The organism is Streptomyces changanensis, from assembly GCF_024600715.1.
Lineage (GTDB): Bacteria > Actinomycetota > Actinomycetes > Streptomycetales > Streptomycetaceae > Streptomyces > Streptomyces changanensis.
Genome location: NZ_CP102332.1, coordinates 1292404 through 1304698 on the forward strand (window position 1 = coordinate 1292404; position 12295 = coordinate 1304698).

At 75.1% G+C, this 12295-nt stretch carries 11 protein-coding genes and 1 rRNA gene; 1 reads left to right on the forward strand and 11 read right to left on the reverse strand.

Going from position 1 to position 12295, the window contains the following annotated elements; all coding sequences use genetic code 11:
• Window position 1: 1 nt before the first annotated feature.
• From recN to NRO40_RS05730, 8 genes are all read right to left on the reverse strand, one after another.
• Window positions 2-1744, reverse strand: a complete 1743-nt coding sequence (gene recN / locus NRO40_RS05695) for a DNA repair protein RecN (RefSeq protein ID WP_058944422.1) — start codon at window positions 1742-1744, stop codon at window positions 2-4.
• A 154-nt stretch (window positions 1745-1898) separates the two neighbouring features.
• On the reverse strand, window positions 1899-2837 hold the full coding sequence (locus NRO40_RS05700) for an NAD kinase (protein WP_058944423.1): 939 nt from the start codon (window positions 2835-2837) through the stop codon (window positions 1899-1901).
• Window positions 2834-3649, reverse strand: a complete 816-nt coding sequence (locus NRO40_RS05705; RefSeq protein WP_058944424.1) for a TlyA family RNA methyltransferase — start codon at window positions 3647-3649, stop codon at window positions 2834-2836. The genes NRO40_RS05700 and NRO40_RS05705 overlap by 4 nt, the downstream gene beginning before the upstream one ends.
• Before the next feature lie 7 nt (window positions 3650-3656).
• On the reverse strand, window positions 3657-3938 hold the full coding sequence (locus tag NRO40_RS05710; protein WP_058944425.1) for a hypothetical protein: 282 nt from the start codon (window positions 3936-3938) through the stop codon (window positions 3657-3659).
• Between the two features lie 191 nt (window positions 3939-4129).
• Window positions 4130-4978 (reverse strand): ABC transporter ATP-binding protein, encoded by an 849-nt coding sequence (locus NRO40_RS05715; RefSeq protein ID WP_058944426.1) that lies wholly within the window; start codon window positions 4976-4978, stop codon window positions 4130-4132.
• Window positions 4975-6090, reverse strand: coding sequence for a FecCD family ABC transporter permease (locus tag NRO40_RS05720; RefSeq protein ID WP_079047398.1), 1116 nt, complete (start codon window positions 6088-6090; stop codon window positions 4975-4977). Before NRO40_RS05720 ends, NRO40_RS05715 begins: the two co-directional genes overlap by 4 nt.
• Entirely contained in the window at window positions 6087-7022 is a 936-nt protein-coding gene (locus NRO40_RS05725; protein ID WP_107115207.1) for a FecCD family ABC transporter permease, read from the reverse strand. The genes NRO40_RS05720 and NRO40_RS05725 overlap by 4 nt, the downstream gene beginning before the upstream one ends.
• Before the next feature lie 220 nt (window positions 7023-7242).
• Window positions 7243-8271, reverse strand: coding sequence for an HAD-IIA family hydrolase (locus NRO40_RS05730; protein WP_058944427.1), 1029 nt, complete (start codon window positions 8269-8271; stop codon window positions 7243-7245).
• A 77-nt stretch (window positions 8272-8348) separates the two neighbouring features.
• On the opposite strand from NRO40_RS05730, the gene NRO40_RS05735 reads away from it, so the two are divergent.
• The gene (locus tag NRO40_RS05735) at window positions 8349-9629 is read left to right on the forward strand and encodes a DUF1015 family protein (RefSeq protein WP_058944428.1); all 1281 of its coding nucleotides are present in this window, start codon (window positions 8349-8351) and stop codon (window positions 9627-9629) included.
• 99 nt (window positions 9630-9728) lie between these two features.
• Here the strand turns inward: NRO40_RS05735 and NRO40_RS05740 are convergent, their stop codons facing one another.
• The 3 genes from NRO40_RS05740 to rrf all read right to left on the reverse strand — a co-directional run bounded on the left by NRO40_RS05740 (window position 9729) and on the right by rrf (window position 12249).
• Window positions 9729-10613 (reverse strand): tetratricopeptide repeat protein, encoded by an 885-nt coding sequence (locus NRO40_RS05740; protein ID WP_058944432.1) that lies wholly within the window; start codon window positions 10611-10613, stop codon window positions 9729-9731.
• Complete coding sequence (locus NRO40_RS05745; protein ID WP_257375342.1) at window positions 10598-11959, reverse strand: hypothetical protein; 1362 nt, start codon at window positions 11957-11959, stop codon at window positions 10598-10600. Before NRO40_RS05745 ends, NRO40_RS05740 begins: the two co-directional genes overlap by 16 nt.
• A 173-nt stretch (window positions 11960-12132) precedes the next feature.
• Window positions 12133-12249, reverse strand: a 5S ribosomal RNA gene (gene rrf, locus NRO40_RS05750).
• Window positions 12250-12295: the final 46 nt, after the last annotated feature.

A 12295-nucleotide genomic window follows, 5' to 3' on the forward strand; every position in this document is an offset into this window, starting at 1 on the left:
GTCAGACGTCCGCCCGCGCCGTCGCGAGGAGCTCCTCGGCGTGGGCCCGGGCCGTCTGGGAGTCCTCCTGCCCGGCGAGCATCCGCGACAGCTCGCGCACCCGGTCCTCGCCCTCCAGGACGGTGACGCCGGAGCGGGTGACCGTCCCGTCGTGCGTCTTCTCCACCAGCAGCTGCCGGTCGGCGAAGGCCGCGACCTGCGGCAGGTGGGTGACCACGACGACCTGCGCCGACCGGGCGAGCTTGGCCAGGCGCCGCCCGATCTCGACGGCCGCCTTGCCGCCGACGCCCGCGTCGACCTCGTCGAACAGGTAGGTCGGCACCGGGTCGGTCCCGGCGAAGACGACCTCGACGGCGAGCATGACCCGGGACAGCTCACCGCCCGAGGCGCCCTTGGCGATGGGCCGCGGCGGGGCCCCCGGGTGCGGGGCGAGCAGCAGCTCGACCTCGTCGGCGCCGGACGGCCCGTACGCGACGCGGCGCCCGCCGACCTCGATCCCCTCGGGGTCCTCGGTCTGCCGGATGGCGAACGACACGCGCGCGTGCGGCATGGCGAGGGAGGCCAGCTCGGCGGTGACGGCGTCGGCGAACCGCGCGGCCGCCTCCGTCCGGGCGTCGGTGAGGGTCTGGGCGAGCCGGGACAGCTCGTCGCGCAGGGCGTCCCGCTCGGCCGTCAGCTCGCCGATCCGGTCGTCGTCGCCGTCCAGCTCGGTGAGCCGGGCGGCGCCCTCCTCCGCCCACGTGAGCACGGCGGCGACGTCCTCGCCGTACTTGCGGGTGAGGGCGGTCAGCGCGGCGCGCCGCTCCTCGACGGCGGCCAGCCGCCGCGGGTCGGCGTCCAGGTCGTCGGCGTACCCGGCGAGCTCGCCGGCGACGTCGGCGACAAGGATCGCGATCTCCCCGATCCGGTCGGCGAGCGCGGCGAGCGCCGGGTCGTGGGCGCGCACGGCCTCCAGGGCGCGCCCCGCACCGCCGACGAGGGTGGTCGCGTCGACCGCCTCCGGGTCCTCGGGGTCGCCGGCGAGGGCGCGGTGCGCGAGCGCGGCCGCGGAGGCGAGTGCCTCGGCGTGTCCGAGGCGCTCGGCCTCGGCGGAGAGTTCGGTGTCCTCGCCGGGGCGCGGCGCGACGGCCTCGATCTCGGCGAGCCCGAACCGCAGCAGGTCGGCCTCCTGGGCGCGTTCCCGGGCCCGGGTGGTCAGCTCGTCAAGCTCGGCGTCGAGGGCCCGCAGCCGCCGGTACGCGCCGGTGTACGCGGCGAGCGGGGCGGCGACGGCCTCCCCGGCGTACCGGTCGAGCGCGCCGCGCTGCCGGGCGGGCTTGAGCAGTCCCTGCTGGTCGGTCTGGCCGTGGACGGCGACGAGGTCGTCGGCGAGCTCCGCGAGGAGCCCGACGGGCACGCTGCGGCCGCCGAGGTGCGCCCGGGAGCGGCCCTCGGCCGAGACGGTGCGGCTGATGAGCAGCGCGCCGTCGTCCAGCTCGGCGCCCGCCTCCTCGGCCCGCCGGGCCACGGCGGTGCCGGGGGCGACGCCGACGCGTCCCTCGACGACGGCGGACCCGGCGCCGATCCGTACCAGGGCCGGATCGGCGCGGCCGCCGAGCAGCAGCCCCAGGCTCGTGACGACCATGGTCTTGCCCGCGCCCGTCTCACCGGTCACCGCGGTGAACCCGGGCGACAGCTCGACCACCGCGTCGTCGATGACCCCGAGCGACCGTATGCGCATCTCCTCCAACACGCCCCTGACCATACGAGGTTTTCCCGGTCCCGTGCGACGCCACCCCGGTCGGCGGGGCGAAGCCACTGGTCGGCGGGGGCGTGACGGGCCGCACGCCGGGCGGCGGGGCGTTGACCCGGCGCGGGCCGCCGGGGGCCGTCGGGGCCGCCGGGAGGGAGCGCCGGCGCTAGCGCGGGGCCCCGCGCCAGCCGGAGACGGGCAGGGCGAACTTGGCGACGAGCCGGTCCGAGAACGACGCGTGGTGGAGCCGGGCGAGCCGCACGGGCACGGACCCCCGCCGGACCTCGACACGCGCCCCGGCGGGGAGCGTGACGGTGCGCCGCCCGTCGCACCACAGCACGCCGTCCGGGGTGTGCGGCTCGACCTCGACCGCGAGCACCGAGTCCGGCGTCGTGACGAGCGGTTTGGCGAACAGGGCGTGCGCGCCGATCGGGACCATCAGCAGCGCCTCCACCTCGGGCCAGATCACCGGTCCGCCCGCGGAGAAGGCGTACGCCGTGGAGCCCGTGGGGGTCGCGCAGATCACGCCGTCGCACCCGAATCCGGTGACGGGTCGCCCGTCGATGGCGAGGACGACCTCCAGCATCCGCTCGGGCGCGACCTTCTGGACGGCGGCCTCGTTCAGCGCCCAGTTGGTGTGCAGGAGGTCGCCGTTGTTGTAGACGGCGACGTCGAGGGTCATGCGCTCCTCGACCTCGTAGGCGCGGGTGACGACGCGGTCCACGACCTTGTCGAGGTCGTCGCGCTCGGCCTCGGCGAGGAACCCGACGCGCCCGAGGTTGACGCCGAGCATCGGCACGCCGGACGCCCGGGCGAACTCGGCGCCCCGCAGCAGCGTCCCGTCGCCGCCGAGCACGATCAGCAGCTCGCAGCCGTCCAGGACGTCGGGGGTGGCCTCCGGGACGGTCTCCACGGACGGCGGGAGCGGCAGGTCGGCCGCCTCGGCGGCCAGCACCCGTACGCCGATGCCGCTGCGCAGCAGGCCCAGGACGACGAGCTCCGCGCTGCGCACGGCGGCCGGACGGCCGGTGTGGGCGAGCAGGAAGACGGTGCGGGGTGCGGTGCTCGGTGAGGTGCTCGGCGGGGTGTTCGGTCGGGTGTTCAACGGGGTCCCTCCGCCACGGCGCGGTCGACGTCCGCCGGATCGAGCGCGGGCGCGCCGGCCCGCAGCCACAGGAAGTACTCGACGTTGCCCGACGGGCCGGGCAGGGGGCTCGCGGTGACGCCGAGGACGCCGAGCCCGAGTCCGGCGGCCTGCCGGGCGACGTTCCGCACGGCCTCGGCGCGCAGCTCGGGGCTGCGCACCACGCCGCCGCTGCCGAGGCGCTCCTTGCCGACCTCGAACTGCGGCTTGACCATCAGGACGAGGTCGGCGTCGGGCGCGCTGACGCCGGCGAGCGCGGGCAGGACGAGGCCGAGCGGGATGAAGGACAGGTCTCCGACCACCAGGTCCACCGCCTCGCCCCCGATCGTGTCGAGCGTCAGCTCCCGCACGTTCGTACGGTCCTTGACGGTGACGCGTTCATCGCTCTGCAGGGACCAGGCGAGTTGGCCGTAGCCGACGTCGACGGCGACGACGTGCGCGGCGCCGGCACGCAGCAGCACGTCGGTGAAGCCGCCGGTGGACGCGCCGGCGTCGAGCGCCCGCCGGCCCTCGACGCGCAGTCCGAGCGGGACGAACGCCGCGAACGCCCCGGCGAGCTTGTGGCCGCCGCGGGACACGTACTCCGGGTCGGAGTCGTCGGCGGCGACCACGATGGCCGCGGCCGTCTCGACCTGGGTGGCCGGCTTGGACGCGGTGGCGCCGCCGACGGTCACCCGCCCCGCCGCGATCAGCTGGCTCGCGTGTTCGCGCGAGCGGGCGAGCTTGCGGCGTACAAGCTCGGCGTCGAGTCGGCGGCGTGCCACTCCTGCCACGTTCGGTTCAGCTCCTGTGCTCGTTCGGCGATCCCGGCCGGGGGTGCGCGTCCAGCGCGGTCAGCGTGTCGCGCAACCCCCGGTGTACATCCTCGTACACCTCCAGGTGTCCGTCCGCCGGGAGGTGGTCGGCGTCACCGAGCCGCTCCAGGAGGGCGTCCACCGCCGCGTGTCCGGTGGCGGTCCGGCCCACGCCGAGCGGCGTCGGCCCGGCGGGCTCCCCGCCGGGGACGGCGGGTGGCTCGGGGGCCACGGGGGTCTGCGGCTCGGCGGCACTGGCGTCGTCCATGCCCCGACGCTACCGCGAAGCGCCCGCACCCGGCCGGTGGCGGTGGCCGGCGTACGCTCCCGCCCCACCGGCCGGCGGGCCGGCGGCGGACCGCGCGCTCCGGGTCCGGGCGCGCGGCCGGCTTCCGGGCACGCCCCGCGGCCGGCCTCGGAGCGGCACACCCCGCGGCCGGCTCCGGGCCGGCCACGAAGTCAGCTCCGGGCGAGCGCCCGCGCCTTGCGGGCCGCCGGCACCACGAGGGGCGTGCCCGTCTCCGGGTCGTCGATGACCTGGCAGCGCAGCCCGAAGACCCGCTCGACGAGCTCGGCGGTGACGATCTCGGACGGCGGCCCCTCGGCCACGACCTCACCACCGCGCACCGCGATGAGGTGCGTGGCGTACCGGGCGGCGTGGTTGAGGTCGTGGAGGACGGCGACCAGGGTGCGGCCCTGCGTCTCGTGCAGTTCCGCGCACAGGTCGAGGACGTCGATCTGGTGCTGGATGTCGAGGTAGGTGGTCGGCTCGTCGAGCAGCAGCAGCGGCGTCTGCTGGGCGAGGGCCATCGCGATCCACACGCGCTGGCGCTGCCCGCCGGACAGCTCGTCGACGTACCGGTCGCCCAGCTCGCCCACGCCGGTGGCGTCCATCGACTCGCGGACGATCCGCTCGTCCTCGGGGGACCACTGCCGCAGCAGCCCCTGGTGCGGGTAGCGGCCGCGGGCGACGAGGTCGGCGACGGTGATGCCGTCGGGCGCGATCGACGACTGCGGGAGCAGTCCCAGCGTCCGCGCCACCTTCTTCGCGGGCATGGAGTGGATGGCCTGCCCGTCCAGCAGCACCTGCCCGCTGGCGGGCTTCAGCATCCGCGCCAGGGCACGCAGGAGCGTGGACTTGCCGCAGGCGTTCGGGCCGACGATCACCGTGAAGGAGTTGTCGGGGATCTCGACGGACAGGTCGCGGGCGATGGTCCGCTGCTCGTAGGCGAGGGTGACCGACTCCGCGCTGAGGCGCTGGCGCTCCATGGGGGTACTCCTGGCGTTCTGGTCGTTCGAGGGGGTCATATCCGGCCTGCCCGGCGCTCGGAGACCAGGAGCCACAGCAGGTAGGCGCCGCCGACGACGCCGGTGACGACGCCGACGGGCAGCCGGCGCTCGCCGAAGGCGTTGGTCGCGACGAGGTCGGCGACGAGCAGCACGGCCGCGCCCATGAGGGCGGACGCCGCCAGGTTGGGTCCGGGTGACCGGGTGAGCCGGCGGGCCAGCTGCGGCGCGCTGAGCGCGACGAAGACGATCGGCCCGGCCGCGGCCGTCGCCGACGCGACGAGCAGCACCGCCGAGACCAGCAGCACCATGCGCACCCGCTCGACCCGCACGCCCAGCGCGTACGCCGCGTCGTCGCCCATCTCCAGCATCCGCAGCGGCCGCCCGTACGCGAGGACGACGGGCACGAGGACCGCGCTGACCGCGAGGAGCGGCCAGAACTGGGTCCAGTCCCGGCCCTCCAGGGAACCGGTCATCCACACCACGGCGCGGGTGGCGTCGACCAGGTTCGCCTTGGTGATCAGGTAGTGGATGACGGCGGTGAGCATCGCGGCGGCGCCGATGCCGATCAGCACCAGGCGGAAGCCGTGCACGCCCCGCTTGTACGCGAAGAGGTACACGGCGGCGCCGGTGAGGACGCCGCCGACGAGGCCGCCGGCGGCGACGGCGGTGGCGTCGCCCTGGAAGAGCACGATCACGCCGAGGGCGCCGACGATGGAGCCCTGGCTGATGCCGAGCATGTCGGGGCTGCCGAGCGGGTTGCGGGTGATGGTCTGGAAGACCGCGCCGCCGATCGCGAGCCCGGCGCCGACGAGGACCGCCACCAGGGCGCGGGGCAGGCGCAGGTCCCGGACGACGAACTCCTGGACTGGCGTGCCGTCGCCGAGCAGGGTGGCGACGACGTCGGCGGGGGCGACGGGGAAGTCACCGCTGCCGATGAGGACGACCGCGGCGGCCAGGATCAGGGCGAGCAGCAGGACGCAGACGGCCAGGGCGCGCGGCTCGACGCGCACGGACAGCCCGCCGCGGGTGCGCACGGCCCGGACGGTCCGCGTGGCGGCGGCCGGCGCGCCGGAGGCGGCTGTGGGCGCGGGGGCGGCGGGCGCGGAAGGGGGTGCGGGGGTCGCGGTCACAGCTGGGCCATCCTCTTGCGGCGTACGAGGTGGATGAAGACGGGCCCGCCGACGAGGGCCGTGACGATGCCGACCTGGAGCTCCGAGGGCCGGGCGACGACCCGGCCGACGATGTCGGAGCCGAGCAGCAGCACGGGCGAGAGGACGGCCGCGTACGGCAGGATCCACCGCACGTCGGGTCCGGTGATCGCGCGGACCAGGTACGGCACCATCAGCCCGACGAACACGATGGGCCCGCAGGCCGCGGTGGCGCCCCCGCACAGCAGCGTCACGGCGAGCATGGCCAGGAGGCGGGTCCGGTTGAGGTGCGCGCCGAGCGCGCGGGCGGCGTCGTCGCCCATCTCCATGGCGTTGAGCGGCCGGGCGACCAGCGCGGCGAGGACGACGCCGGCCGCGATGAACGGCGCGACGGCCCCGAGGGTGGCCGCGTCGGCGCCGGCGAGCGAGCCGACGGTCCAGAACCGCAGCCGGTCCAGCGCGGCGGAGTCGAGCAGCTGGACGGCGTTGACGTACCCGTACAGCGCGGCCGTCGCCGCGGTGCCGGCGAGTGCGAGCCGTACGGGCGTGGCGCCGCGCCCGCCGCCGAGCACGTACACGAGGACGGAGACGACGGCGGCGCCCGCGAAGGCGAACCAGACGTACCCCATGAAGGAGGTGGTGCCGAGGAAGCTCGTCGCGGTGACGACGGCGGCCGCCGCGCCCGCGTTGACCCCCATGAGGCCGGGCTCGGCGAGCGGGTTGCGGGTGAGGGCCTGCATCACGGCGCCGGAGAGGCCGAGCGCGACGCCGGCGAGGAGTCCGAGCCCGGTGCGGGGCAGCCGGACGTCGGCGATGAGGACGTCGTGGCCGGTGCCGGAGTTCTGGAACAGGCCGTGCCAGACGTCGCCCAGCGGGACGGGTTTCGCGCCGATGACGATGCTCGCGACGCACATGAGCGCCAGCACGCCGAGGGACAGCACCAGCCCGGCGGCGCGCAGGGTCCGGCGCCGCCGCCGGGAGGGCTGCACGGCGGCCCGTCGCTCGGCGGCGGTCCGGGGGTCCGCGGCGGCCCGTGGCTCGGCGGCGGCCCGGGGCTCCGCGCTCGGTTCGGGAGAACGTTCGACCAACACGCGGTTAGGTTAGCCTACCCTCCCCGCAATGATCGTCAGAGTGTCACCAGCCGAGCCCGGCCAGCGCCTCCGTCGCGTCCCGCCCGCACGACCCCTCGCCGGCGTCGGTCCAGGCCGCCGCGCACAGCGCCCGGAGCCCGTCCATCGGCTCGCCCGTCCCGTCGAGGACGAGCGCCCCGCCGTCCACCGACGCCGTCCAGCCCCCGCAGCAGAACCCGCCGCCCGCGGCGGACACCTCCGGCTGGCCCGTCAGCAGGCCGCGCAGGTCGGCGTCGACGTACGTGGGCCGGTGCTCCGGCACGGCCGCGAGAAGCCGCGCCGGGTCGGTGACGCCGGTGAGGACGAGCAGCGAGTCGACGCCGCCGTTCGACGCCCCCTCGATGTCCGTGTCGAGCCGGTCCCCGACGACGAGCGGCCGCCGCGCTCCGGTCCGCAGGATCGTCTCGCGGTGCATGGGCGGCAGCGGCTTCCCCGCCACCTGCGGTTCGGCGCCCGTGGCGATCCGCACGACCTCCACCGCCGCCCCGTTGCCCGGGGCGATGCCCCGCGCGCCGGGGATCGTCAGGTCGGTGTTGGACGCGAACCAGGGCACACCGCGCGCGATGGCGTACGACGCCTCCGCGAACCGCCCCCACGGCAGGTCGGGCCCGCCGTACCCCTGCACGACGGCCACCGGGTCGTCGTCGGCCGACTCGACCGGTTCGAGACCCCGCTCGCGCAATGCCACCCGCAGCCCCTCCCCGCCGACGACGAGGACCCGCGCGCCCCGCGACAGCTGCCCGGCCATCAGCCGCGCCACCGCCTGCGCCGACGTGACGACGTCGCCCGGCTCGGCGGGCACGCCCAGCTCGGTCAGGTGGGCGGCGACGGCGTCCGGAGTGCGCAGCGCGTTGTTGGTGACGTAGGCCAGGCGCATCCCCGCGTCGCGGGCCGCGCCCAGCGCCTCGACGGCGTACGGGATGGCCTCGCCGCCCGCGTACACGACCCCGTCCAGGTCCAGCAGCGCCGTGTCGTACGCCGCGTTCAACGCGGTGTCGCTGCCACCCGGCAGGTTCCGTCCCTGCTGCCCCATCAAGCGCACTCCTCACTCGTCCGGACGATCCCGTCCCCCGATCATCGCTCATCCGTGCGTCCACCTACGATGCAAGGATGAACACGAGAGGTCCTGCGGCCGAAGAGGGTCTGCACCTGAAACCGTTCCGCGGCGTGCGGTACGTACCAGAAAAGGTGCGCAGCCTCGCGGCGGTCACCTCTCCCCCGTACGACGTCGTCGTGCGGCCGGACGGACTGCACCACCTGGAGTCGTCCGACCCGTACAACATCGTGCGGCTCATCCTGCCGCAGGCACCCACCGCGGACGCACGTCCCCGCCAGGCGGCGGACACCCTCGCGGACTGGCTCGCGGAGGGCGTCCTGGCCGCCGACCCGCAGCCCGCCCTGTACGTCTACGAGCAGCGCAAGGGCGACCTGCTCCAGCGGGGCCTGATCGGCTCCCTGGAGCTGTCCGCCTCGTCGGAGGGCGTGGTCCTGCCCCACGAGGACGTCATGCCGGACGTGGTGGAGGAGCGCGCCGACCTGATGCGCACCACCGGCGCGCACCTGGAGCCGCTGCTCCTGACGTACCGGAGCGACGGCCGCGCGACGGGCGCGACGGCCGTCATCGAACGTGCCACGGCCCGCGTCCCGCTCCTCGCGACGACGACGGAGGACGGCTTCGGCCACCGGCTGTGGGCGGTGACGGACCCGGCGGAGCTGGCGGCCGCCGCGGACGACCTGGCGCACCACCAGGCGCTGATCGCGGACGGCCACCACCGCTGGGCGACGTACCTGCGCCTGCGCGAGGAGCGGTCGGCGCCGGGCCCGTGGGACTCCGGTCTGGTGCTGCTGGTCGACACGGCCCGCTACCCGCTCCAGGTGCGGGCCATCCACCGGCTGCTGCACCGCCTGCCGGTCGCGCGGGCCGTGGCGGCGCTGGAGGGCTCCTTCCGCGTGAGGACCCTGGACGTTCCCCTTCCGGCGGCCCTGGACGCCCTGGCCGGGGCGGTCGCCGACGGCAACGCGTTCCTGCTCGCGGGCGACGGCCGCTTCCACCTGGTGGACCGGCCGGATCCCGAGCTGCTGTCCCGCACGGTACGGGCCGACCGTCCGGAGGCGTGGCGCACGCTCGACGCGACGGTGCTGCACGCGACGCTGCTGGAGCACGTGTGGCGCGTCCCGGACGGCCCGGAGCACATCGGGTACATCCATGACGCGGGGGCCGTGGTCGAGCAGGCGGAGCGGCACGGCACGACGGCGGTGCTGATGCACCCGGTGCGCGAGGAGGTCGTCCGGGACCTGGCCCGCCAGGGGGTGACGATGCCGCGCAAGTCGACGTCGTTCGGCCCCAAGCCGGCGACGGGCCTGGTGCTGCGGAGCCTGGCCCTCGACTGACGCCCCGCGCCGCGCCCGGGAACGCGGAAGGGCGGCACCCCTGGTGGGGGTGCCGCCCTTACTGCGTCGTACGACGTGTTCGCCGCGCGATCCGAGCGGTCAGCGCCCGGCCACGCCCTCGTCGCCGCCACGCTCGCCGGCGGCGGCGTCGGTGGCAGCCTCGTCCGCGGTGGCGGCCTCGGTGGCGGTGGCGGCCTCGTCGGCGGGGACCGGCTCGTCCTCGTCCTCGTCCTCGGCGTCGGTCTCCGCCTTGTCGGCGGGGGCCGGCTCGTCCTCGACATCGGCCTCGACGACCTCGGTGACCCGACCGCCGTCCTCGGCGTCCTCGATCTCCTCCGCGTCCTCGGTCTCCTCGAAGGCGTCGACGAACTCGACACCGTCGAGCTCGGCGAGCCGGTCGGAGGCGTCGGTGCTGCCGTCCTTGTCGGCTTCGAGGGCCTTGGCGAACCACTCGCGGGCCTCGTCCTCACGTCCGGCGGCGAGGAGCGCGTCGGCGTAGGCGTACCGCAGTCGGGCGGTCCACGGCTGGACCGAGTGAGAGGCCAGCTCGGGCGACTGGAGGGTGACGATCGCGGCGTCGATCTGCCCCATGTCGCGGCGGGCGCCGGCGACGACGAGCCGCATCTCGACCTGGCCGGCCTTGTCGAGCTTCTGCACCTCGGGCTCGCCGGCCATGGCGAGCGCCCGCTCGGGACGGCCGAGGCCACGCTCGCAGTCGGCCATGACGGGCCACAGTTCGACGCTGCCGGTCATACGGCGGGCAGCGCGGAACTCGGCGAGGGCCTCGGCGAACTTCTGCGTCGCGTAGGCGGCGAAACCGGCCGCCTCGCGGACGGCGGCCACGCGGGACGCGAGCCGCAGGGCGATACGGGAGTAGGCGTACGCCTTCTCCGGGTCCTCGTCGATGAGGTTGGCGACCATGACGAGGTTGCGCGCGACGTCCTCGGCGAGGGTCTTGGGCAGGCTCATCAGCTCCTGCCGCACGTCCTTGTCGATCTCGTCGCCGGTGACGTCGTCGGGGATGGGCAGCCGCTTGATGGGCTCACGGTCGCGCCGGTCGTCGCGGCGGTCGTCACGTCCGCGGAAGCCACCGCCCCCACGATCGTCGCGCCGGTCGTCGCGGCCACCGCGGAAGCCACCGCGACGGTCGTCGTCACGCCGCGGCGCACGGTCACGGTCCCGGTCGTCCCGCCGGAACGCCGGCCGGTCGTCACGGCGGTCGTCGCGGCGGAAGCCACCGCGGTCGCCACCGCGGTCGTCCCGACGGGGAGCACGGTCGTCACGGGAGAAGCCACCACGGTCGCCACCGCGGTCGTCGCGACGGAAACCGCCCCGGTCGCCACCGCGGTCGTCACGCTGGAACCCACCACGGTCGTCCCGACGCGGGGCACGGTCGTCACGCGAAGACCCAGCGCGGTCGTCGCGGCGGAAGCCACCACGGTCGTCCCGACGGGGAGCGCGGTCGTCACGCGGGAAGCCGCCACGGTCATCGCGACGGAAACCGCCCCGGTCGCCACCGCGGTCGTCACGCTGGAACCCACCACGGTCGTCCCGACGGGGAGCACGGTCGTCACGCGAAGACCCAGCGCGGTCGTCGCGGCGGAAGCCACCACGGTCGTCGCGACGGGGAGCGCGGTCGTCACGCGGGAAGCCGCCACGGTCGTCGCGACGGAAGCCACCACGGTCACCACCACGGTCGTCGCGGCGGAAGCCGCCCCGGTCGCCGCCGCGGTCGTCACGCTGGAACCCACCACGGTCGTCCCGACGGGGAGCACGGTCGTCACGCGAAGACCCAGCGCGGTCGTCGCGACGGAAGCCACCACGGTCACCACCACGGTCGTCGCGACGGAAACCGCCCCGGTCACCACCACGGACGTCACGCTGGAACCCACCACGGTCGTCCCGACGGGGAGCACGGTCGTCACGCGAAGACCCAGCGCGGTCGTCGCGACGGAAGCCACCACGATCGCCACCACGGTCGTCGCGACGGGGAGCACGGTCGTCACGCTGGAAGCCACCACGGTCGTCGCGACGGAAACCGCCCCGGTCACCACCACGGTCGTCGGAGCGGAAACCGCCACCACCGCTGCCGCGACGGTCGTCGTCGCGACGCGGTCCACGGTCGCCGTCCCGGTCGTCCCGCCGGAACGCCGGCCGGTCGTCGCGACGGAAGCCACGGTCACCACCACGGTCATCGCGGCGGTCTGCACCACGGTCGTCGCGGCGGTCGTCCCTGCGGAAACCGCCGCCGCCACTGCCGCGGCGGTCGTCGTCGCGCCGGGGACCACGGAAGCCGCCCCGCTCGCCACCGTCCGTACGACGAGGCTCACGCTCCGGACGGTCGTCGGAGGAGTTGGTGGACATGGGTGGGGCTCCTGTCTTCGGGTACCGCAAGCATTCTCGCGCAGAGGGTGTCCCTCCGCGCTTCGAGCACATACAACTGACAACAAAAAAGGACCCGTGGTCCCAGCATGAACGCTGGGACCACGGGTCCTGAAAGATTGTTCGGCGGCGTCCTACTCTCCCACAGGGTCCCCCCTGCAGTACCATCGGCGCTGAAAGGCTTAGCTTCCGGGTTCGAAATGTAACCGGGCGTTTCCCTAACGCTATGACCACCGAAACCCTATTGGGTTCGAGCGAACAAGCACACTATTCACTTGATCTTT